20 protein-coding genes and 1 pseudogene are annotated in these 21,510 nt (G+C 64.3%); 7 read left to right on the top strand and 14 right to left on the bottom strand.

Annotated elements, in window-relative coordinates; genetic code table 11:
• Window positions 1–57 precede the first annotated feature (57 nt).
• Window positions 58–525: a prepilin peptidase gene (locus F6S12_RS18555; protein ID WP_053156241.1), complete on the top strand. Its 468-nt coding sequence runs from the start codon at window positions 58–60 to the stop codon at window positions 523–525.
• Window positions 526–651: 126 nt separating this feature from the next.
• A complete protein-coding gene (locus F6S12_RS18550) occupies window positions 652–1,443 on the top strand; it encodes a response regulator transcription factor (protein WP_011059059.1) in 792 nt (263 codons plus the stop codon).
• A 43-nt stretch (window positions 1,444–1,486) separates the two neighbouring features.
• Here the strand turns inward: F6S12_RS18550 and F6S12_RS18545 are convergent, their stop codons facing one another.
• From F6S12_RS18545 to cpaB, 8 genes are read right to left on the bottom strand one after another with little or no spacing between them, the layout of a single operon-like run.
• Window positions 1,487–1,756 carry a DUF3613 domain-containing protein gene (locus F6S12_RS18545; RefSeq protein ID WP_015634009.1) on the bottom strand — a complete coding sequence of 90 codons (270 nt, stop codon included), beginning with the start codon at window positions 1,754–1,756 and terminating at the stop codon, window positions 1,487–1,489.
• Entirely contained in the window at window positions 1,756–2,490 is a 735-nt protein-coding gene (locus F6S12_RS18540; RefSeq protein WP_103407019.1) for a tetratricopeptide repeat protein, read from the bottom strand. Before F6S12_RS18540 ends, F6S12_RS18545 begins: the two co-directional genes overlap by 1 nt.
• A gap of 11 nt (window positions 2,491–2,501) precedes the next feature.
• Entirely contained in the window at window positions 2,502–3,386 is an 885-nt protein-coding gene (locus F6S12_RS18535) for a type II secretion system F family protein (RefSeq protein ID WP_011059062.1), read from the bottom strand.
• Between the two features lies 1 nt (window position 3,387).
• Entirely contained in the window at window positions 3,388–4,269 is an 882-nt protein-coding gene (locus F6S12_RS18530; RefSeq protein WP_041115745.1) for a type II secretion system F family protein, read from the bottom strand.
• Window positions 4,270–4,285: 16 nt separating this feature from the next.
• A complete protein-coding gene (locus tag F6S12_RS18525) occupies window positions 4,286–5,560 on the bottom strand; it encodes a CpaF family protein (protein ID WP_011059064.1) in 1,275 nt (424 codons plus the stop codon).
• Window positions 5,557–6,744, bottom strand: coding sequence for a CpaE family protein (locus F6S12_RS18520; RefSeq protein ID WP_011059065.1), 1,188 nt, complete (start codon window positions 6,742–6,744; stop codon window positions 5,557–5,559). Before F6S12_RS18520 ends, F6S12_RS18525 begins: the two co-directional genes overlap by 4 nt.
• Window positions 6,741–7,994, bottom strand: a complete 1,254-nt coding sequence (locus F6S12_RS18515) for a type II and III secretion system protein family protein (RefSeq protein WP_053148923.1) — start codon at window positions 7,992–7,994, stop codon at window positions 6,741–6,743. Before F6S12_RS18515 ends, F6S12_RS18520 begins: the two co-directional genes overlap by 4 nt.
• A 19-nt stretch (window positions 7,995–8,013) precedes the next feature.
• The gene (gene cpaB, locus F6S12_RS18510) at window positions 8,014–8,949 is read right to left on the bottom strand and encodes a Flp pilus assembly protein CpaB (protein ID WP_053148886.1); all 936 of its coding nucleotides are present in this window, start codon (window positions 8,947–8,949) and stop codon (window positions 8,014–8,016) included.
• 327 nt (window positions 8,950–9,276) lie between these two features.
• Here cpaB and F6S12_RS18505 point away from each other — a divergent pair, with 327 nt between their 5' ends.
• The gene (locus F6S12_RS18505) at window positions 9,277–9,483 is read left to right on the top strand and encodes a Flp family type IVb pilin (RefSeq protein WP_065364927.1); all 207 of its coding nucleotides are present in this window, start codon (window positions 9,277–9,279) and stop codon (window positions 9,481–9,483) included.
• 182 nt (window positions 9,484–9,665) lie between these two features.
• On the top strand, window positions 9,666–10,076 hold the full coding sequence (locus F6S12_RS18500; protein WP_011059069.1) for a response regulator: 411 nt from the start codon (window positions 9,666–9,668) through the stop codon (window positions 10,074–10,076).
• A gap of 75 nt (window positions 10,077–10,151) precedes the next feature.
• Here F6S12_RS18500 and F6S12_RS18495 read toward each other — a convergent pair whose 3' ends face one another.
• Together F6S12_RS18495 and F6S12_RS18490 are read right to left on the bottom strand one after the other, a co-directional pair.
• On the bottom strand, window positions 10,152–11,828 hold the full coding sequence (locus tag F6S12_RS18495; protein ID WP_072451982.1) for a ShlB/FhaC/HecB family hemolysin secretion/activation protein: 1,677 nt from the start codon (window positions 11,826–11,828) through the stop codon (window positions 10,152–10,154).
• A 191-nt stretch (window positions 11,829–12,019) separates the two neighbouring features.
• Window positions 12,020–13,537, bottom strand: coding sequence for a collagen-like triple helix repeat-containing protein (locus F6S12_RS18490; protein ID WP_152685920.1), 1,518 nt, complete (start codon window positions 13,535–13,537; stop codon window positions 12,020–12,022).
• 416 nt (window positions 13,538–13,953) lie between these two features.
• Here F6S12_RS18490 and F6S12_RS18485 point away from each other — a divergent pair, with 416 nt between their 5' ends.
• A complete protein-coding gene (locus F6S12_RS18485; RefSeq protein WP_011059072.1) occupies window positions 13,954–14,403 on the top strand; it encodes a DMT family transporter in 450 nt (149 codons plus the stop codon).
• Between the two features lie 6 nt (window positions 14,404–14,409).
• On the opposite strand, the gene F6S12_RS18480 is transcribed toward F6S12_RS18485, so the two are convergent.
• Both F6S12_RS18480 and F6S12_RS18475 read right to left on the bottom strand, forming a co-directional pair.
• Window positions 14,410–15,264, bottom strand: a complete 855-nt coding sequence (locus F6S12_RS18480) for a MaoC family dehydratase (RefSeq protein WP_315869188.1) — start codon at window positions 15,262–15,264, stop codon at window positions 14,410–14,412.
• A 2-nt stretch (window positions 15,265–15,266) separates the two neighbouring features.
• The gene (locus F6S12_RS18475; protein WP_011059074.1) at window positions 15,267–16,619 is read right to left on the bottom strand and encodes a 3-oxoacyl-ACP reductase; all 1,353 of its coding nucleotides are present in this window, start codon (window positions 16,617–16,619) and stop codon (window positions 15,267–15,269) included.
• 130 nt (window positions 16,620–16,749) lie between these two features.
• On the opposite strand from F6S12_RS18475, the gene F6S12_RS18470 reads away from it, so the two are divergent.
• Window positions 16,750–18,027: an acetyl-CoA C-acetyltransferase gene (locus tag F6S12_RS18470; RefSeq protein WP_015634021.1), complete on the top strand. Its 1,278-nt coding sequence runs from the start codon at window positions 16,750–16,752 to the stop codon at window positions 18,025–18,027.
• Between the two features lie 83 nt (window positions 18,028–18,110).
• On the opposite strand, the gene F6S12_RS33855 is transcribed toward F6S12_RS18470, so the two are convergent.
• Together F6S12_RS33855 and F6S12_RS33850 are read right to left on the bottom strand one after the other, a co-directional pair.
• On the bottom strand, window positions 18,111–18,839 hold the full coding sequence (locus F6S12_RS33855; protein WP_370511280.1) for a methyl-accepting chemotaxis protein: 729 nt from the start codon (window positions 18,837–18,839) through the stop codon (window positions 18,111–18,113).
• A gap of 129 nt (window positions 18,840–18,968) precedes the next feature.
• Window positions 18,969–19,901: pseudogene (locus F6S12_RS33850) on the bottom strand (cache domain-containing protein); the annotation flags it as partial.
• Window positions 19,902–20,500: 599 nt separating this feature from the next.
• On the opposite strand from F6S12_RS33850, the gene F6S12_RS18460 reads away from it, so the two are divergent.
• Complete coding sequence (locus F6S12_RS18460; protein ID WP_011059077.1) at window positions 20,501–21,397, top strand: PA4780 family RIO1-like protein kinase; 897 nt, start codon at window positions 20,501–20,503, stop codon at window positions 21,395–21,397.
• The last annotated feature ends 113 nt before the right edge of the window (window positions 21,398–21,510 follow it).

Below are 21,510 nucleotides of genomic sequence, written 5' to 3'. Positions count from 1 at the left end.
CAACCACTATGTCCATTGAGCATAGGACCATTCCGGCAAAAGGGACCGTTCTGGCTGATGCATTTCTGGGTTTTGTGGGTCTGGTTGGCAATCTGTGCGCTGCAGGATTTGCGTCAGCGGCATATTGCCAATGGCTTGACTCTTGGCGCCGCGCTCTTGGCGACGGTCTACCTGCTGTGGAGCGGCACGACCTGGCTGGGGGCCGGCGCGAGCCAGGGCGGTTGGGCGTTGTTGCTGGCGTTGCTGTTCACCTTGCCCGGCTACGCCAGCGGACGAATGGGCGCCGGCGACGTCAAGTTGATGGCGGCCCTGGGGCTGGCCTCCGGCCCCCTGTATCTGCTGGGGACGTTCATCGCCGCCGGTCTGTGCAGCCTGCTCTGGCTGCTTGTGCTCAGGCTCTGGCCCCAGCAGAAACAAGCACTTGATACCCCCGTGGCAGGGCGCGTTGGGAGGGGGTCAAAAAAATACCCTTTTGCCCCCTTTGTCCTGGCTGGAATGGTCTTAACTGTGAGCGTGATCCACTAGTCGCCGGACCCATTAATGCTATGTACATAGTCGGAAAGTAGGTCTAGGTTTTAAGTCGTGGCTGCCCGGATCATGCGTGGCAGCACAGGAGTGGCCAATCGGCGATTGGCCCGCACGGAGTAGCACGTGAACAAGCTCACCTCACAGATGAAGGTGCTCGTGGTCGACGATCAGCCCCTGATTGTCGAAGAGCTTTGCGAGTTCCTCGAAAGCAGCGGTTACCGTTGTGTCCCTTGCCAATCCAGCCGCCAGGCGCTGGAGTGCTTCAACAGGGACCCGGAAATTTCCCTGGTGCTCTGCGATCTGCACATGCCCGATATGGACGGCATTCAGCTGGTCCAGGAGCTGCAACGGATGGCCGGCAAGCAGCGGGTGTTCGAAGCCATCATGCTCACCGGGCAGTCCGACAAGCAGGACGTGATCAAGGCCCTGCGCGCCGGCATCGCCGACTACTACCAGAAGCCCATCGACCTGGACGAACTCCTCGAAGGCCTGCAGCGTCAGGAGGTCGCCTTGCAGGAACGGCAGAAGAACCTGCACCTGGGGCACCTCAACCAAAAGCTGCAGTTTCTTTCCGAATCCATCGATGACCTGTACCAGGACCTGGACAAGGTCCGGCGCAGCCCGGCTACCAGCCGCAGCGAAGAGCCCCGGGGCGAAGGCGCCGGCGAAGGGGATGCCATCGAGATCCCGGCCATCTTCAACCAGCTGTCGCCGCGGCAACTGGATGTGGCCCGACTGGTGGGCAAGGGCCAGACCAACTACCAGATTGCCTGCGAGCTGGGGATCACCGAAAACACCGTCAAGCTGTATGTCTCCCAGGTACTGCGCCTGACCCACATGCATAACCGCACACAGCTGGCCCTGGCCCTGTCACCGAGCAATTCCGGGCTGCGCCAGCGGGTGACTGCCCACTGAGCCTGCGGCGGCGAGCCGTTCGCCGCCGGTTGCGGGCTTTCTCCTACTTGGTTTCCACCTTGCCGCCGGCGTCCGGGTCGTACAGGTCCGGGATCTCGTATTTGTATTTCTTCAGCCAGCGCTGCAGCGCCAGTTCGCGTTCGGTGGGCGTGGCCGTCTGAGGCTGGGGCGAGGACGCCAGGTTGCGGTTCTGCAACAGTAGCCAGGCTTCGGTTTCCTGTTGCTGGGGTGAAGCAGGGCCGGCCTCGATGGCCTGGGCGGCCAGGGGCAGCGCCAGCAGGGCAGTGCAATAGAACATCGGCAGTTTCATCATCAGCGCTCCTTGGCGGGTGCGGCGTCTGGCTGCAAGGTGGTAGCGCCACTGGCGACCTGGGTCACCTTGGCGCGTGGGGCGGTCGGGGCCTTGAGCTCTTCGGCGCGGGCCTGGGCCTGGGCGAACTGCTGTGGGTTCAGGCTCGCCTGGCTGACCACTTGCGCGGCCTGCTGCCAGTTGTCCTGGTAGAGCAACAGGGTCACCAGGTTGATGGCCGCCAGGGGCTCGGACTGCTTGAGCTCGATGGCGGTGAGGAACTCGAAGCGCGCATCCTCGATGCGCAACTGGTTGAGGTAGACCACCCCCAGGTCATTGCGGATTCTTTCATTGGTCGGCGCCAGGCGCGCGGCCCGTTGCAGGTGCGCCTGGGCCTGGCCGTTGTCGCCCCTGGCTGCCGCCAACTGCCCCAGGCCGTGCTCGCCTTCGGCGGCCAGGCACGAGCCCAGCAGGCTGCGGTACAAGGGTTCGGCCTCACTGCGGCCCAGCAACCGATAGACTCGCGCCTTGCGTACGCGCACCTCGGCGAGGTTGTCCGGCAGGTTCTGCAGGTTGGCCAGGCTGGCGTGCAGCTTGCCATCGGTGGCCATTTCGTCGGCGAGGTTCACTGCCAGTTCCTGCTCGGAGCTGAGCTTGGCGCAACTGCTGGAGTTGGTCAGGGCCGCCCAGGGCGTCTGGCCGTTGCTGGCGCATCCTCCGAGCAGCAACAGGCTGGCAACGACAATCATGGCTTTCATCAGGTTCCCTCTTAGGAAGCGAAGGCCCGGGCGATGGCGGTGAAGCCTGGCCCGGCCAGCACGATCAACAGGGCGGGGAAGAGAAACAGCATCATCACCACCGACATTTTTGCGGACATTTTCGAGATGTATTCCTGCAGGCGGGTCAGGCGCCGGTCGTCCAGCAGTTGTTTGAGCGCCTGCAGCGATTTCATTGCCCCGCCGCCCTGCAGGATCAGTTGCTGGAGAATCACGCAGGTGTCGGTGAACTCGTCCACCGCCAGCAGGGTGGCGGTCTGGTTGAGTTCATGGCCCAGCTCCAGCCCCGAGTCGACACGGGCCAGGATCAGGCGCAGTTCCTGGGTCAGTTCCGGCAGCAGCTTTTGCGCTTCGCTGCTCAGTACGCGTAACGCTTGCTCCACTGCCATGCCCGACTCGAACAGGATGCGCAGCAGGGGAATGAAGGTCGAGATCTCCAGGGCGATGTGCTTCTGCCGGCGCTTGGCGGCGTAGGCCAGCGCGCGCTTGGGTAGCAGGTAGCCGGCACCGAGTGCCAGCATGGGTACCAGCCACTTGCTCTGGGCCTGGGCAAAGGCCACTTCCTGGATGAAGATCACCAGGCACACGGCCAGCACCGGCGTGGCGATCTGGCTGGCGGCGAACAGTGAGCGCTCTCTGGCGCGGCGCCAGCCCAGACGGTTGAGCAGGGTCTGGGTTTCACTGTCCATGCTCACCGCGCGCTGCCCGAAGCGGCTGTCGCCCAGCAGTCGCAGCCAGTTGCCCAGGCGGCTGTCGCGGGTCATGTTGCCCTGCAAGCGCTGGGCGATCTGGCGCTCGCGCCGGCGCTGTTCCAGCACACCGTTGCCAAGCAGCAGCAACGCCCCGAGAAACATCAGTGCAGCGGCCAGAACCAGCATTTCAGATGCTCCTCAACATGCGCCAAAGGGCCAGGCAGCCGAAGATCTGCAGGCACACCGCGGTGATCAGCATTTTCTGCCCCGCGGAGTCGTGCCACATGCCCAGCATGTAGCCCGGGTTGGTCAGCATGAAGTAGCCCACCAGCAACAGCGGCAGGGTTCCCAGGACCCAGGCGGTCATGCGGGTTTCCCCGGTCATCGCGCTCAGTTGCCGCGCCCCTTGCTCGCGCTCGCGGATCAGCTTGATCAGGTTTTCCAGCAACTCGCTGGCGTTGCCGCCGTAGCGATGGTTGACCTTCAGGCCCAGGGCGAACATGCGCAGTTCGTCCTGCTCGTAGAACTCGGCGAAATCGCTGACCGCGTCCGGCAGGTTGACCCCCAGTTGCACGTTGCGCTGGATGCGGCCCATGGCGTTCTTCAGCGGGTCGTTGCTGGCCTCGATGGCTCCCAGCACGGCGTCCGCCAGGGTGCGCCCGGACTTCAGGCTGCGCACGCTGTGATCGAGCAAGGCCGGCAGTTGTTCGATCATGCGCTTGAGCCGGCGCTGATACAGCCAGGCGATATACAGCCGCAGCAGCAGGGGTGGCAGGAGGATGCCGCCCAACAGGCCGAGCCAGCTCGCCAGCACATAGCCCAGCAGCATCAGCACCACCCACACCGCCAGCCACAGGCCCAGGCGCTCGCTGGGCTGGCCGAGGCCGGCCCGGGCGAACGCGCGCTCCAGGCCACCCCAGGAGGTGCGTTGCGGCGTCAGGTCGGGCTGCCCTTCGGCCAGGCGGTTGAGCACTCGTTCCCGCTCGGTCTTGCGCACGCCGTGGTAGAACAGCCAGCCGGAAAGCCCCAGCAGAAGCAGGCAGATCAAGGTAAACAGCAGACCGATCATGGGCCACCTCGCCGGTTCAATTGACGCCCAGCCCGCTTTCGCGGCGCAGTTTGTCACCCGCAGGGTTCATCGCCTCGCGCAGGAAGCCGAAGCCGGTACGACGATCCAGGCGAAACAGGGTGTTGGTGACGTAGATGTCGTCACGTATGCCCACCACTTCCACGACTTCGCTGACGCAACGCCGGCCATCGGGCATGCGGGTCAACTGGATCACCACATCCAGGGCGGCACAGATCATCTGCCGCAGGGTGCGCTCGGCGATCTGGCGGCCGGTCAGGCCCACCAGGGTTTCCAGGCGCAGCAGGGCATCCTGGGCATTGTTGGCGTGCACGGTGCTCATGGAGCCGTCGTGGCCGGTGTTCATTGCGGTCAGCACGTCCAGTACTTCCACACCACGGATCTCGCCGAGGATGATCCGGTCCGGACGCATCCGCAGGGCGTTGCGGATCAGGTCGCTGGCCTTCACCTCGCCGTGCCCCTCGGCATTGGGCGGGCGGGTTTCCAGGCGGACCACGTGGGGGTGGCCCAGCTGCAGTTCGGCCACGTCCTCGATGGTGACCAGCCGTTCATGGGGGTTGATCAACTGGCTGAGGATGTTCAGCAGGGTGGTCTTGCCGGTGCCGGTGCCGCCGCTGATCAGGATGTTGCAGCGCTTGCCCACCGCTTCCTGGATGAATTCGAAGATCGCCAGGTCGATGGTCTGCATGGCAATCAGGTCGCTGCTCTTGAGCATGTCCTTGCGAAACTTTCGAATCGACAGGCAGGGCCCGTCCAGGGCGATGGGCGGGATGATCGCGTTGACCCGGCTGCCGTCCGGCAGGCGCGCATCGACCATCGGCGAGGACTCGTCGAGGCGTCGGCCCAGGGGCGCGAGAATCCGCTGCATCACCCGCTCCACATGGTGGGCGTCGATGAAGCGCAGGTCGCTCTGGTGCAGCACGCCTTCACGTTCGACGAACACCCGATGCGGCCCGTTCACCAGGATCTCGGTCACCGCCGGATCGCGCAACAGCACTTCCAGAGGGCCGAAGCCGGTCAGCTCGTCGACGATCTCCTCGGCCAGCCGCTCCATTTCATAGCGCGAGATCGCCAGGTGCATGCGCGCGATGTACTCCGCCACCTTGTCGGTGACGAATTGCGAGAGGTTCTGCCGTGAGCTTTCCAGCAGGTTTTTCCCCGACTCTTCGATGGCATCGATGATGTAGCGATGCAGCACCAGCTTCAGGCCTTCGTGGTCGCTGTTGCCGGCGCCTGCGCGGGGTGGGGCGCCAAAGAGTTTTTCGCCGCTCATCTGCCCCCCATGATGCGATTGAGCCAGCCGGCCTTGGGCTTGGGCAGGCCCTGGGAGCGTTTCGCCAGCCGCTCGCCCAGGGTACGCAGGCTTTGGGTCAGGGCCTCGCGCGGGGCCAGTTCGAACAGGGTAACGCCCTGGTTCTTGGCGTTCAGGCGCACCTCGGGGCTGTAGGCCAGCACCGCGATCACCTCCAGGCCGAAGGTCTTGCCCAGGGTTTCGGAATCCGGTGCCACGGTGCGCAGGTAGCGGTCGACCAGCAAGCGCGCATGTTCGAGTTTCATGCCTTTTTCACGCCAGTGATTGAGTACGGCCAGGTTGCGCCGACAGTCGAGCACGTTCTGGTCGGTGCACCACAGCAGCTTGTCGCAATGGCTGACGAAGGTACGCAGGGCCTCGCTGTCCGGCTGGCCGACAAGGTTCACCACAATGTGCTGGAAGTGCTGGCGCAAGGCACTGAGGAGCATGTACAGCTCCGCCGCGCTGGTGTGCTCCAGAGGCGCGTCGTGGCTGGCGTAGGCGAGGATCCGCAGGCCCGCCTCGGCGCTGGTGAAGGCGCTGTCGATCAGCGTGGCATCCAGGCGCCGCAGGTGGCGCAGGGCGTCGCCGAAGTGGAACGAGCTTTCCAGGCCCAGCAGCGCCAGGCTGTCGCCCCGGGGCAGGCCCAGGTCCAGCAGCAGGGTCTGCTGGCCGCTCTTTTGCACCACCAGCGCCAGGTGGCTGGCCAGGAGGGCGCCGTCGCCATCGCCCTGGGCGCCATAGAGCACGGTCAGGCCGCCCAGTTGCGTGTTGGGTGTCACTGCCGGCAGGCGTTTGCTCAGACGGCGGACCAGCCCGGCCACTTCACTGGAGCGTGAGCCATAGGCGACAAAGTCGCGGGCGCCGGCGCGCATGGCATTGAGCACCAACTGGTTGTCCATGCCATCACCGAGGGCGACGATCGCCAGCATCGGCTTGGCTTCCAGGGCGCCTTCGATCAGGGCCGCCTGGGCCACCACGTGTTCGCGATCGAGGCCGACGAACACCAGGTTGGCGAAGGTCACATCCACCAGTGCCAGCAGTTCGTCGAGGCTGCCATCGGCACCCACGACCTGGCCCAGGGGCGCCAGGGCGCCTTGCAGCCACTCCAGGTCGGTGCTGTTGCGGGTGATGGCGAGAAACGTCTGGCTCAGGTCCTGGTTCATTGCGACAACCCGCTGCGCTTGTCGAAGTTGCCGTTCTCGAGGAAGAACATGCGGTAGAAGTTCGGGTCGTAGTTGCGCAGCCGTTCGCCGGGCAGGGCCGGCAGCTTGGCGTCCGCGGCCAGGGGCTGGACCAGGTGCGGAGTCACTACCATCAGCAGTTCACGCTCTTCGCGATTGATCGTGGTGTCGCGAAAGAAGGCACCGAGCACCGGAATGTCCCCCAGCCCTGGAAACTTGTTCACTTGAGAGCTGTTGTTGGTGCTGATCAGGCCGCTGATGACGAAGCTTTCGCCGTCGGCCAGGGAAATGCTGGTATCGGTGCGGCGTATGGTCAGCGCCGGGACTTGGGTCCCGGCAATGGTCACGGCGTTGCTGTAGTCCAGTTCGCTGACCTCCGGGGCAACCTTAAGGGAGATACGCCCGCGGTCGACGATAGTGGGCGTGAGGGTCAGGCGGATACCGAACTCCTTGTATTCGATGGTCACGCTGTTGCTGCCGGTGCTGGGCACCGGGATGGGGATTTCGCCCCCGGCCAGGAAGCTTGCGCTCTGGCCGCTGAGGGCCACCAGGGACGGGCGGGCGAGGGTGTAGGCGAAGCCGCTGCCTTCCAGGGCGTTGATCAGGGTCAGCACCCGACCGTTGCCGAAGCCGATGTTGAAGGTGCCGTTGTCCAGCGGGATGTTGGTCCGGCGGCCGCCGAAGGTGGGGGTCACGCTGCCGGAGGTGCCACTGGTAACGGGGGCGGTGCCGGGCGCGCCGAACAGGAAGTTGTGCCCGCGGCCGAAGATCGAAACGCTGGCCTCCTTGAGCTTGGTGCGGCTGACTTCGACAAAGCGGATGTCGGTCTGCACCTGGCTGGGCAGCAGTGGATCGTCACTGGCCGGCAGGCGGCCGGTGCTCATGTCGGCGGTGGCCCGGCCCTGGACAAACACCATGCTCTGGCGTGGGGTACTGGCACAGGCGGTCCAGACCATCAGGCTGGTGGCGCCGGGCGCCATGCCGGTGAGCAGGAAGGCTTTGTTGCCGGTGGTCTGGACGTCCGCGATCTTGGGGTCGCCCACCGCCAGGCGGGTGATGGCCACCGCAGATTGCAGCTCCTGCTGCAAGCCTTCGCCGATCTCCAGCACTGCGGGCAACGGTGCCAGGCTCGAACAGCCTGCCACCGCCGCAGCCAGGGCCTGGGTGCAGAGCAGCGGGCCAAGGCTCAGGGTCAGCAGTGCGGAGAACAGTGGCATGGAACGACTGCGCATGTAGTGCATCCTTGCTCAATCAGGGAGTTTGTTGAGTGACTTGGTTGCCCCGGATCACTTCCACCGCCGACCGTGCGGCGCCACCTTGGGCGGCCGGTGCGCGCGGGGCGCTGCCCAGGGCAAGTTGGTTGAACTGGAACAGGTTGCTGTTGGCGGCATCGAGGTGCTCGCGGGCTTCTTCGTTGCCGGCCCAGTAATGGGCCAGGCGCTGTTCCTCGCTGCTGCGCACGGCCAGGCGCAGCACACCGACCTGGGTGGCGAGCATCAGCCGGCTCAAAAGTTGTTCGGGGACGGCCAGGACCACCGTGCGCGCATTCAGCCGGCGCTGGTCCTGCTTGAGCTTTTCTTCGTTGCTCAACCCGGGGGAGGCGGGCTGCCCGTCATTGGCCAGGCCCAGCTGTTCGCCCACAGCCAGCACGCGCATGGCGGGCACGGCGATCTGTGCCGACTGCTGCGGGTTGCTGGTGTCCTGGCGCAGGAACAGCACGACATCGACATAGTCCCCCGGGCTCAGTTGCCCGGCGGCGCCGATCACCTCGTCGACCGCGACCGCCAGGGCTCGTTCGTCGCTGTGAATCATCCGCGCCAGGGCGCCGCCGGTACTGAAGCTCTGCTCATTGAGCCAGGTGCCGGCATTCAACTGCCGCCAGGGTGTACGGCCCACCGCCTGGCTGATGGCGCTGAGGCTGCCGGCCGGCGCGGTACGCAGTTTTTCCAGCGCCAGATCGTCGGCGGCGAGGGGCACGAAGGGCGGCACATCGCGCACCAGCACGACCACCGGTTGGCGGGTCTGGTCTTCTGCGCTGGTGGTGGCTGGTTCGACGACACTTGGCGCCGCGGGTTGAACCGGTGGTGCTGGTTCGGGTTTATGACTGAGTACCAGGCCCCAGTAACCGAAAAACACCGCACCTACCAGAAGAAGTCCGGCCAGACCCATGGTGAGGCGACTGTTCATGAAGGCTCTCCCTTTCCTGCTGCACTACCAGCCCGTGATTCCAAACGAGTTAATTTCGCAATCAGGCAGCTATGAACATGCAACTATTTCGCTATGTGAAGGTAGTAGAGCTAGGACGAAATGCCATTAACTCACCCAAAAATAGCTAACAAAGGGATGAGTCTGTCCACATGGGCAGGTTTTTTGGCGCCTACCTTCCAATTAATACTTACTGACTAATCAGTTCTTACAGTTGCTGGGCCGGTCTTTGTTGACAATGCTCAGGTGGCACCGGGGAATTTGCCCGGTGCTGTTCCAACGGCGCCTTGCGGCGCAAGGAGAGCTAGGATGATTTTTCAATACTTGTTGCTCAGGGCGCGCCAGTTTTTTGACCGCACCGAAGGCGCATCCGCCATCGAGTACGCCATTGTCGTGGCCATGGTGGCCGTTGTGGTCGTGGCGTTCGTCACCCCCCTGGGTGATCGTGTTCTGGCCATTTTCAACAACATCCTGACTAACCTCGGAGGCGCCACCGTCACCCGCCCTACCCCTTGAGCATGGAGGGGCCCAGCTGAGCAGCCGCTGGGCTGTGATCGCCCGACCTTCCAGCCATCCGGGTCTCGTGCAGGCCTGCGGTTTGCCTAACCAAAGGCCTGCCGGTGGTTGGGTTCCGCCCGGCCTGCTGTGCATTGGCTGCGCTCACCCATTTGCATGAAGTTCACACCAGGGTACCGTCCATGACTTCCCCATCCTCACGTCAGCAACTTCTTCTGGTCGATGACGAAGAGGATGCATTGCTGGAGCTGGCCGAACTGCTCGAAGGCGAGGGTTTTTGCTGCTTCACTGCCACCTCGGTGAAACTTGCCCTGGACCACCTCACCCGGCATCCGGATATCGCCTTGGTAATCACTGACCTGCGCATGCCCGAGGAAAGCGGCCTGTCGCTGATCAAGCGCCTGCGCGAGCACACCGCGCGCCAGCACCTGCCGGTGATCGTCATGTCGGGGCATGCCGACATGGATGACGTCAGCGACCTGCTGCGGCTGCAGGTCCTGGACCTGTTTCGCAAGCCGATCTACCACGTGCGCCTGCTGGAAACCCTCAACAATCTGTTTCCCGAACCCCGGCTGCATATCGTTGGCCCCTGACCCCAGGGTTGGCCGGTGCTGTCCTGGCGGCAAAAAAAAGACCCGCTCGAAAGCGGGTCTCAGTCATCCGGATGCTCAAAGTTGATAGCTGAAGCTCAAGGTATAGCGTGGCTTGCGGTTGTAGGTGTCGAGGGCTTCATCGGACATTGGCTTGGCCGCTTCCAGGGCGATGTTGTAGTGCTTGGCATCACCGAAACGCAAACCGACCGCGGCGGATGACAGGCTGCTGCCCCTGACCGGCAGCTGGTTGAACCAAGTCTTGGAGCGGTCCAGCACCACATAGGGCTGCAGCACACGCACCCAGGGCCCCTCGCGGTTGAAACTGTAGTTCACTTCGTAGGCCACGCCCCAGCCCTTGTCCCCGGTCGCCTGGTCATCGGGATAGCCGCGAGCGAAGTTCTGCCCGCCAAAGGACGCCCGCTCGCTGTCGGGCAGGTTGTCGTTGCTCCAGTACCAGGCGGCGGAAAGCACGCCTTGCCAATTGTCCAGGAAACGATCGCTCTGCACCCCGGCCAGGCGCAGGCGGAAGAAATCCAGATCATAGAGGCTGTTGTTGGTCTCGGCGCCCATGCTGTCCAGGCCCCGATACAGGCCGGCGCTGAGAATCCGCAGTTGGCGCGGATCGGACTTGCTCCAGTCCGCCTCAAGCGCCAGGGCGCGGATGTCGGTTTTTTCTTCCAGGGTCAGCGGGCTGTTGCTGACCCGGTAACGGGTCTTGTCATTTACCGCATACAGGCGTGTGCCGGCGGTGAGCATTTCATTGGGCGAGGCGATGAAAGGGTGGCTGACGCCGATGGAAAAGCGGTCGTTCTCCCGATGGGGCTCCAGCTCGATCCCGTTGTCCAGCTGCACGTTGCTCCGTGGGTCGGCGCGGTAGCGAGCGCCGTAGAGGCTCAGTTGCGTGCCTTCCGAACCCAGCAACTGGCTGTAGTCCAGGCGGTAGTAGTGTTCCTTGTCGTGGCCCGGCGGGAACAGCCCGCTGAGGCTGAGCTGTTCGCCCCAGGCGGTCTGCGAGTTGCTGGTGATGCCCACCAGGGCCTGCAGGCCGTTGCGGTTGTCGTCGGTGCTGTTGAGGGTGGTGGCGATGGCCTTGCGGCTGGCCACGGCCACCAGTTGGGTTGCGCCGTCGGTAGTGCCCGGTGGCGGCACTACCGCCTGCAGGGTGACCCCGGGAACCTTGCTCATCAGTGTGGTGTAGCGTTCGAAGGTCTTGCGGGTCAGCGGGCGCTCGGCCTTGAGCTTGCTCACCAGTTTGTCCAGGTAAGCGGATACCGGACCTATATCGCCCTGCAGCTGGTAGTCCCGAATGTAGCCTTCCACCAGCACCACCCGCAGCACGCCCTGGTCGAAGTTCTGCTGTGGCATGAAGGCGTAGGACAGCAGGTAGCCGTCGTTCTGATAGCGCCGGGTGATGTTGCGCGTGGCCTCGATCAATTGGCCGAAGCTGGCCTCGTGGCCGATCAGCGGCTGGTAGATCGCTGCCAGTTCTTCCAGGGGGTAGACCGTGCCGCCCTCGATCTGCACCTGGCGCACCGTGACCTTGGTGCCCATCATCAGCGGCTGCTGGCCTTGCGGCGCAGTGGGCTGCTCGGGCAGTTGCAGTTGCGGGGTAGCCGGGCGGTAGGCATCCACCGGCAGGTTGGGTTGGGGCAGGTTGTTGATGCTGTCATTGCTGTTGAGAAAGCGCGGAAGGGAGTCGGCGTAAACGGAGGTACAGCATCCAACTAACAACAAACTGGCCAACGTGCGCATAGGACACTCCATGGTCGAGCCGCAGCGGTGTAGAAAGTTCCTGGCTCCAGTTGCCGCTCGGGTCTTGGCCACGATCTGGCTCTGGATGCTTGTCTCTGGATAAACAAAAAGGCGAGAGACTCGTGGGAATCTCTCGCCCTCAACCAAGCGTAGGCGCTGTAGGTGAGGCCGTCGAATCGGCCAGGTGCAAATTATTTCTTGTTGCCGCCCAGGGCGCCGGTCAGGCCGCCGAGCACGCCACCCAGGCCGCCATTGAGGCCCGCACCGGCAGAGGCACTGCCACTGGCGCTGGCGCCAAGGCCACCGAGCAAGCCGCCACTGGGTGCTGTGCCGCCGTTGACCAGGCCACCGACCGAAGCCACGGTGTTGCCCAGCGCACCGAGGGTGCCACCCAAAGCGCCGCCCACCTGATTGCCGCCGGTGCTGCCGGCGATACCGCTGCCTACGTTGCTGACCGCGCCGCCGACCTGACTCAGCAGGCCGCTGACCGGGCCGCCGAGGCCGCTGGCTGCGCCCACTTGCTGGGTCAGCCCGGTGACCGAACTGGTAACTGGATTCAATGCCGAGCCCAGGTTCACGCCAACACTGGCCAGTGGTGCGGTGACGACCAGGTTGGGTGTGCCGCTACCGCCCAGGGCACCGCCGACCGAGGCGATCAGGTTCCCGGCTGCAGCCCCGGTGGTGCCGCCGGCACTGACGGTGCCGTTGGTGTTGCCGGTATTGAGGCCGTTGCCCAGGTTGGCCACGGCGCCGCCGACCACTTCCAGCAGCCCGGTGCCGCCAAGGCCAGTACCGCCACCTGTGCCGCTACCACTGCCACTGCCACTGCCACCGGCGGATTTGTCGACGTAGCCGCCAGCGGTGCCCACTGCGTTGCTGGCGTTGCTCAGGGCGTTGCCCAGCAGGTCGGTCACCGGATTGCCGTTGCCGGCGTCAGTCACTTTATCGCCGGTGTCATCGACGGCATCGGCGACGCCTTTGAGCAGCCCCTTGACTGGTGCCCCGAGGCCCGTGGCGCTGCCGACCTTGCCGGTCACGCCTTCTGCCAGGCTGACCACCGGCACCAGTACCTTGTCGCCCACACCATCGGTCAGGGTGCCCAGAGGGCCGCTGCTGGTGACGGTGCTCAGGGTATTGCCCAACATGGTGACCCGGGTACCGACGCCGCCAAGAACCGGTGCAACTTTGGTCACCACGCCGCCGACCACCGGAACGCTCTGGGTGGTGGTGGCCAGTTTGCCGCTGAGGTCGGTGACCCCGGTGCCCACATCGCCGACCACATTGCCGACGGTGGCAGTGGTCTTGCTCAGTGCCTTGGGATCGGTGCCCAGTTTGCCCAGGCCGTTGGTCAGGCCTTCGCCTACGGTATCCACCACATTGCCGGTGGTGTTGACAGCGCTTTGTACCACGCCGCCGACCAGGGGCACGGCAGCCAGGGAGTTGCCCAGATCACTCACGCCATTGCCGACGCCGCTGACGGTGGTGCCCAGGTCGGATACCAGGGAGCTGGTGGTCAGGGTCGAAGTGGTACCACCTGTGCCTCCGTCGGTACCGCCACCAGTGCCGCCACCGCCACCGCCACTGGCACTGGCTGGCGAACTGCTGCCACCACTTTTATGACCGCCACCACCGCCGCTGCAGCCTGCCAGGCTGAGGGTCAGGATCATGGTCATTGCCGTTAACGCTTTCCATCCGAATTGAGTTTTCATGGCTGGTATTCCTTGCACCTGTTACAACGTTCGTTGTTTTCGATAGCTCTCCAGTTCTTGCGCTGGAGATACCTTCGTCCGTTGTCTACATAAAAGGCGCAGGGAATAAATTGAACAATTATGAACTTGGTATTAATGACTTATTTTGTTCGGTTAATTGATTTACAAGTAGCTAGTCTCAAAGTATTGGTTGGCGCTCCTAGTGTGTGATGAATTGTTTTAAAACAATGATTTGATGTTTTGTAGTGCCCTTGAAAAGTGCTCGTTCAACTAAAGTTATATATATACAATTAATAGGCAATTTTTGTGCTGAGCTCGCGGTACTTGCACTTTTTCGCTGGCGTTTAATGGCTGGCAGGGGGATGGGATGGTGGCCTGGTTTATACTGCGCCGCCCAAAACTCTCTGGAGCTCAATATGCTGACGCCTGTCTGGTGGCTGCTGTGCCTGCCGTTTGTTGCCGGAGCCTTTCTCGCCCTGCAAGCCGGAATCAACGGTCAACTGGCCAAGCAGGTCGGCGGGGTGCTGGCTGCGGCCCTGATCTCTTTTTTCGTCGGCACCGCGGCGCTGCTGGTGCTGGTGGTGCTGCAGCGCGAAATGCCGACCCTGGGTGCCCTCAAGGGCCTGACCTGGTGGCATTGGTGCGGCGGCCTGCTGGGGGCGTTCTTCATTACCACGGCCGCCTTTGCCGGGCCGCGGGTCGGCGCCCTGCTGTTCATGTCGCTGGTGCTGGCCGGCCAGTTGAGCATGGCTCTGGCGCTGGACCACTTTGGCTGGGTGGGGTTTCGGGAAGCGCCGGTCAGCCTCGGCAAGATTGCCGGATTGCTGCTGATCGTCGTCGGGGTGGTGCTGATCCGCCGGGGCTGAGGCCCCTCAGGCGATGGGCTGCCAGTTGCCCAGCATATGCTGCAACTCGCCGCTGCCCAGCAACTGCAGTTCTCCGCTTGAACCCCCGGCACTGGCCAGCAGGCGTACTTCGCCGGGCAGTAGCACGGGCTTCATGAACTGCACCGTCACTTCGATGTTCGCTGCTGGCAGATGCTCGCTCAGGGCTGCCAGGGTGCGCGCCTTGTTCCACAGGCCATGGGCGATGGCCTGGGGAAAGCCGAACAGCCGGGCGCTCCAGGCGCTCAGGTGGATCGGGTTGTAGTCGCCGGAAACCCTGGCGTAGCGCCGGCCGATATCGCGCTCGGCGCGCCAGCAGGCGACTTCGCCGAGGTTGTCGGCGTTGGGCAAGTGTTGGCTGGAAGGTTCTCCCGCCAACTTGACTCCACGGCAGAGCATGCGGCTTTGCGCTTCCCAGAGGGGGCCCAGCAAATCGTCCACTGTGGTCACCAGGTCGAATGTTGCGCCTTTGGGGTGGGGTTGCAGGTTGCACACCTGGACCCCGATTCGAACGCTGCTGACATTGCCCATGGGGCGCAACACACGAATCCTGTTGCCCAGGTGAATCAGCCCCAGCAGTGGAAATGGAAAGTCCCGGGTAGTGAGCAGCTGCATCTGCAAGGGAAACGCCAGTACATGGGGGTAGGTCGCGGGCAGCAGGCCGTTATCGGCAAAGCCGCAGACCTTGCGGTAGCCCGCCAGTTGCCCGGGGGCCAGGCTGATCCAGCAGCGCAGGCCGTATTCGGGTAACTGCGTGCCGTTGATCCGTCGGCGCATTGCCGCTTTGAGAAACAGCGGCGGCAGGGACGCGGGCAGGTTCAGTTCGTGCCAGTGTGCAGTCATTTTCAGGCCCCCAAGAGACTTTGTCCGCAGACCCGCAGGGCCTGCCCGCTGACGGCGCCGCTGCCCGGCTGGCCGAGCCAGGCCACCGCTTCGGCAACGTCCTGGGGCAGGCCGCCCTGGCCCAGGGAGCTCATGCGCCTTCCAGCTTCGCGCAGGGCGAAGGGCACCTTGGCGGTCATCTGGGTCTCGATGAAGCCCGGCGCCACGGCATTGATGCTGATATCCCGGGCGTGCAGCAGCGGCGCCCAGGCCTGGGCCAGGCCAATCAGCCCGGCCTTGCTGGCGGCGTAGTTGGTTTGCCCGCGGTTGCCGGCGATGCCGCTGATGGAGGCCAGCAGGATCACCCGGCCATGGTCGTGCAGGCGTGCGCTGTCCAGCAGGGCCTGGGTCAGTACCTGGGGCGCATTGAGGTTCACCGCCAGCACCGCGTCCCAGTATTCCGGGGTCATGTTGGCCAGGGTCTTGTCCCGGGTGATGCCGGCGTTGTGCACCAGGATGTCGATGCCCTCCGGCAGTTGCTCGATCAACTGTGCCGGAGCGTCTTCGGCGCAGATGTCCAGGCAGATGGCGCGGCCGCCGAGACGGGCCGCCAGGGCTTCCAGATCGGCCTTGGCCTGGGGCACGTCCAGCAGCAGGACCTGGGCACCGTCCCGGGCCAGGGTTTCGGCGATGGCCGCACCAATGCCGCGGGCGGCGCCGGTGACCAGGGCCTTGCGCCCGGCCAGCGGGCGGCTCCAGTCCTGGACCTGGGTCGCGCAGGGCTGCAAGCGGATCACCTGCCCGGAAACGTAGGCGCTCTTGGGCGAGAGAAAGAAGCGCAAGGCGCCTTCCAGCTGTTCTTCCGCTCCGGCTGCCACATACAGCAATTGCAGGGTGGCGCCGTTGCGCAGTTCCTTGGCCAGGGAGCGGCTGAAGCCTTCCAGGGCGCGCTGGGCGCTGGCGGCGAAGGGCTCGTCAAGGGTTTCCGGGGCGCGCCCGAGGATGACCAGGTGGGCGCTGGGCTCGAGGTTTCTCAGCAGTGGCTGGAAGAATTCCCGCAATTGCTTGAGCTGGTCTGTGTGCAGCAGCTCGCTGGCGTCGAACACCACGGCCTTGAGCCGGGGCCCGTGGCCGGGAATCCAGGGGGTGGCCAGGGACGGGTCGGCGCCATAGCTGTAGATGCCATCGGTCAGGCGCGGCGCCAGGGCGGCCACCTGCTGTGCCAGCGCGCCGCCGCCGAGCAACAGCGCACCTTCGATAGGCCGCAGGCGACCGGCTTGCCAGCGCTCCAGGCGTACCGGCGACGGCAAGCCAAGAGCCCCGACCAGGCGCTGGCCGATGGACGAGTTGGCGAAGTCGATATAACGGTCAGACATGGAACGCACTCCGAAGGTTGGGGTTCAAAGTGTGGACCATGAATGGCCCTGGGTCGTTCGATCGGCCAGATCCCTCCTACGCTGGAGGAGGTACCCACCGCAGTCGCACTCACAGAATAGGGAGCTTTCCATGACACAGCTGCGTCGCGTCGCGATTATCGGCGGCAACCGCATCCCCTTCGCCCGTTCCAATGGCCCCTATGCCACCGCCAGCAACCAGGCGATGCTCACCGCCGCCCTGGAGGGCCTGATCGAGCGCTACAACCTGCACGGCCTGCGCCTTGGCGAGGTGGCCGCCGGTGCCGTGCTCAAGCATTCCCGGGACTTCAACCTGACCCGCGAATGCGTCCTCGGCTCGCGGCTTTCGCCCACCACCCCGGCCTACGATATCCAGCAGGCCTGCGGCACGGGCCTGGAAGCGGCGCTGCTGGTGGCCAACAAGATCGCCCTGGGGCAGATCGACTGCGGCATCGCCGGCGGGGTGGATACCACTTCGGATGCGCCGATCGGGGTCAACGAAGGCCTGCGCAAGATCCTGTTGCAGGCCAACCGCGCCAAGAGTACCGGCGACAAGCTCAAGACCCTGCTGCAACTGCGGCCCCATCACCTCAAGCCGGAACTGCCGCGCAATGGTGAGCCGCGCACCGGCTTGTCCATGGGCGAGCACTGCGAGCAGATGGCCAAGACCTGGAACATTGCCCGCGCCGATCAGGATCAACTGGCTCTGGAAAGCCATCAGAAAATGGCCGCCGCCTACGCCGAAGGCTGGCAGGACGACCTGATCACTCCCTTCCTCGGCCTGACCCGGGACAACAACCTGCGCCCGGACCTGACCCTGGAAAAGCTCGCCAGCCTCAAGCCGGCCTTCGACCGTAGCGCCAGCGGCACGCTGACGGCGGGCAACTCCACGCCCCTGACCGATGGTGCCTCGCTGGTGCTGTTGGGCAGTGAAGCGTGGGCCAGGGAGCGGGGCCTGCCGGTTCTTGCCTACCTGCGCGACGGCGAGGCCGCGGCGGTGGATTTCGTCAACGGCGCCGAGGGCCTGCTGATGGCCCCGGCATACGCCGTGCCGCGCTTGCTGGCGCGCAATGGCCTGAGCCTGCAGGACTTCGACTACTACGAGATACACGAAGCCTTCGCCGCCCAGGTGCTGTGCACCCTCAAGGCCTGGGAAGACCCCGAGTACTGCAAGGCCAGGCTGGGCCTGGAGGCACCTCTGGGCAGCATCGATCGCGCCCGGCTCAACGTCAAAGGCAGTTCCCTGGCGGCAGGGCACCCGTTTGCCGCCACCGGCGGGCGCATCGTCGCCAACCTGGCGAAGCTGCTGAGTGTGGCGGGGCAGGGGCGCGGGCTGATTTCCATCTGTGCCGCGGGCGGCCAGGGTGTGACGGCGATCATCGAGCGCTGAGGTTCGTGGCCTTCCCCGGCACGCAGGCTCCTACACAGAAATGCCGCCCATCCGTAGGAGCCGGCTTGCCGGCGAAAGCGTCTTCAGGTCTTGAAGCGCCGTACCAGGGCGTCCAGCTCATTGGACAGCCCCGCCAGGCTCTGGGAGTCCAGGCGCGCCGAGTTCGCCAGTTCCGCCACCAGTTGCGCATCGCCATGGATCTGGCTGATGTGCCGGTTGATGTCTTCCGCCACCTGATGCTGCTCTTCGGCGGCGGTGGCGATCTGGGTGTTCATGTCGCGGATCACGTCCACCGATTCGCGGATCTGCCCGAAGCTGTTGCGCGCCAGGCCGATGCGGTTCACCGACTGCTGGGACACTTCCAGGCTGGCGTGCATCTGCTGGGTCACGGCGCTGGTGCGTTTGGCCAGGTTGCCCAGCAGCCCGTCGATCTCGGCAGTGGAGTCGGCGGTACGCTTGGCCAGGGCCCGCACCTCGTCGGCCACCACGGCAAAACCGCGACCCTGCTCCCCGGCCCGGGCGGCCTCGATGGCCGCGTTCAGCGCCAGCAGGTTGGTCTGTTCGGCGATCGAGCGGATGGTGCCGAGGATCGACTGGATGTCGGTGCTGTCGCGTTCCAGTTGCTGCATCGACTGCGCCGACTGTTCGATCTCCTGGCTCAGGCGATCGACGCTGTGCACCGCGTCATCGATCTGCTGCTGGCCTTCCCGGGCCTGGCGCTGGCCACTGTCCGCCGACTCGGCGGCCTGGCTGCAGGAGCGGGCCACTTCGTTGGCGGTGGCGACCATTTCGTGGAAGGCGGTGGACACCATGTCCACCGCTTCGCGCTGGCGCCCGGCGGCTTCGGCCATGTCGCTGGAGACCTGGGTCGAACTGTGGGAAGTGGCGAGGATCTTCTGCGCGGCCTGGCCGATGCTCTGGATCAGGTTGCGGATTGCCGCCAGGAACTGGTTGAACCAGTTGGCTAACTGCGCGGTTTCGTCGCTGCCACGGATATTCAGACTGCGGGTCAGATCGCCTTCGCCTTGGGCAATGCCTTCCAGGCCACTGGCCACGCCGCGGATCGGCCGCACGATGAGGCTGGCGAAACTCGCCCCGAGCACTGCGAACAGCACCGCCAGGATCGCGGCAATACCGGCGATGATCCAGGTCAGCTGGGTGGCCGCGCCCATGACTTCGTTCTGCTTGATCAGGCCGATGAAGGTCCAGCCCAGTTGCTCCGAAGGCCAGACGTTGGCCATGTAGTGCTCGCCGCCCAGTTCCACCTGCACCAGGCCTTTGCCGGCCTTGGCCAGTTGCGCGTACCCCTCGCCGAGGCTGCCCAGGGCCTTGAAGTTGTGCTCCGGCTGCTTGGGGTCCACCAGCACCGTGCCGTTGTTTTCCATCAGCATCAGGTAGCCCGATTCGCCCAGCTTGATCTGTTTGACGATCTCGGTGAGCTGCTTGAGCGACACGTCGACTGCGACCACGCCGCCCTGGGGGCCCAACTGGTTGGCCAGCGAGCGCACGGTGCTGACCAGCACCGCATCGTCGCTGGCCCAGTAATAGGCCTCGGTGCGCAGGGTCTTGCCCGGGTTGGCCTGGGCGGTCTTGTACCAGGGGCGTACGCGGGGGTCGTAGTTGGCCAGCTTCAGGTCGGCGGGCCAGGAGACGTATCCGCCGTTGCTCACGCCATAGGACACATAGGAATAGGCAGGATGGCTGGCGGCCATGGCGGCGAACAGCTCGAAGATTCGTTTGTCCTGCTCGCCTTCCGGGGCCTTCGCGGCATCGGCGCTCATCCAGGTCTTGAGGTTGTCGCCGGCCTGGGTGATCAAGGGTTGAGCGGCCAGGTAATCGATGTTCTGGCTGATGCCTTCGAAGAACAGCTGCATGGCGTTGGCCACTTGGCGGATCTCGCGGCCGCTGCCGTCGACGAAGGTGTTTTCGGCCTCGCTGCGCAGGTTGATCACCACCAGCGTGGCTACCAGCACCACGGGCAGGCTGGCGATGACGGCAAAGGCCCAGGTCAATTTCTGTTTGATGTTCATCCGCGCTCCAGTTTTTTGTAAGACCACGAAGTGCAGGCGACTCGCGGATTTATCGGCAGCTTGAAAGATGACGCTGATTGCATCCCTGGGGTGAAGTCGAGCCCGCGGCGATCGAACCTTGGCCGGTGGCTGACGTCTTTATTGGATTGTCGGACAAACTCCCTGTCTCTCTGAGGGCTTCGGCTGGCGCCGGGCAATATTGAGCCGCAGGCAGAAAAAAACTTCCGCGGGCAGGCCCGCGAAGGGGCTGGCCTGAGTGCCACTGATGGACGGTTGCGGACGCCGTCTCGGCTATGATCCTTGGCGGCGTCGATGGATTGATCTGGCACATTGAGTGCATTGCTGTCGCTCGGTGGTCGGCAGCCCTTTCCCGTCGTGGGAGGATTGCCGTATAACGAGTGACTTTCGCGTGTTTGGTAACAAGGGACCCACAATAAAAGCTGATGAAGACTCCAAAACGCATTGAACCGCTGATCGAAGACGGTCTGGTAGACGAGGTGCTGCGCCCACTCATGAGTGGTAAAGAGGCAGCTGTGTATGTGGTGCGCTGCGGCAACGAGCTACGTTGCGCCAAGGTCTACAAGGAGGCGAACAAACGCAGTTTCCGTCAGGCGGCGGAGTATCAGGAGGGGCGCAAGGTTCGTAACAGCCGTCAGGCGCGGGCCATGGCCAAGGGCTCGAAGTTCGGGCGCAAGGAAACCGAGGACGCCTGGCAGAACGCCGAAGTGGCGGCGTTGTTCCGCCTGGCCAATGCCGGGGTGCGGGTGCCCAAGCCGTTCGACTTCCTCGAAGGTGTGCTGTTGATGGAGTTGGTGGCCGACGAGTACGGCGATGCGGCACCGCGGCTCAACGATGTGGTGCTGGAACCGGACCAGGCCCGTGAATATCACGCCTTCCTGATTTCCCAGATCGTGCTGATGTTGTGTACCGGCCTGGTGCACGGTGACCTTTCCGAGTTCAACGTGCTGCTGACTCCGGATGGCCCGGTGATCATCGACCTGCCCCAGGCGGTGGATGCTGCCGGCAACAACCATGCCTTCAGCATGCTGGAGCGTGACGTCGGCAACATGGCGTCCTATTTCGGGCGTTTTGCCCCGGAACTCAAGGGCACTCGGTATGCCAAGGAAATGTGGGCCCTGTACGAGGCTGGCACCTTGCATCCGGGCAGCGTGCTGACCGGCGAGTTCGACGACCCCGAAGAACTGGCGGATGTCGGCAGCGTGATCCGCGAGATCGAAGCGGCGCGCCTGGACGAGGAGCGTCGCCAGGCAGTACGCGCGGCGGATGATGCGCCGCCGGGCAAATCCGAAGAACCACCGCCTCCGCCCTGGATGCAGTGATGCCATAAAAAAATCCGGCCTTGGCCGGATTTTTCATTCCCGCAAACTACCCGGCCCCTTGGCCCCTTGACCCCTTGACCCCTTGGCCCCTTGCATCTTGTAGCCGCTGCCGA

Source organism: Pseudomonas sp. JV245A, assembly GCF_032424515.1.
GTDB classification, from domain to species: Bacteria; Pseudomonadota; Gammaproteobacteria; order Pseudomonadales; family Pseudomonadaceae; genus Aquipseudomonas; species Aquipseudomonas protegens.
Note: the sequence above shows the minus strand (reverse complement) of the source record. Positions and strands in the feature narration are given on the sequence as shown.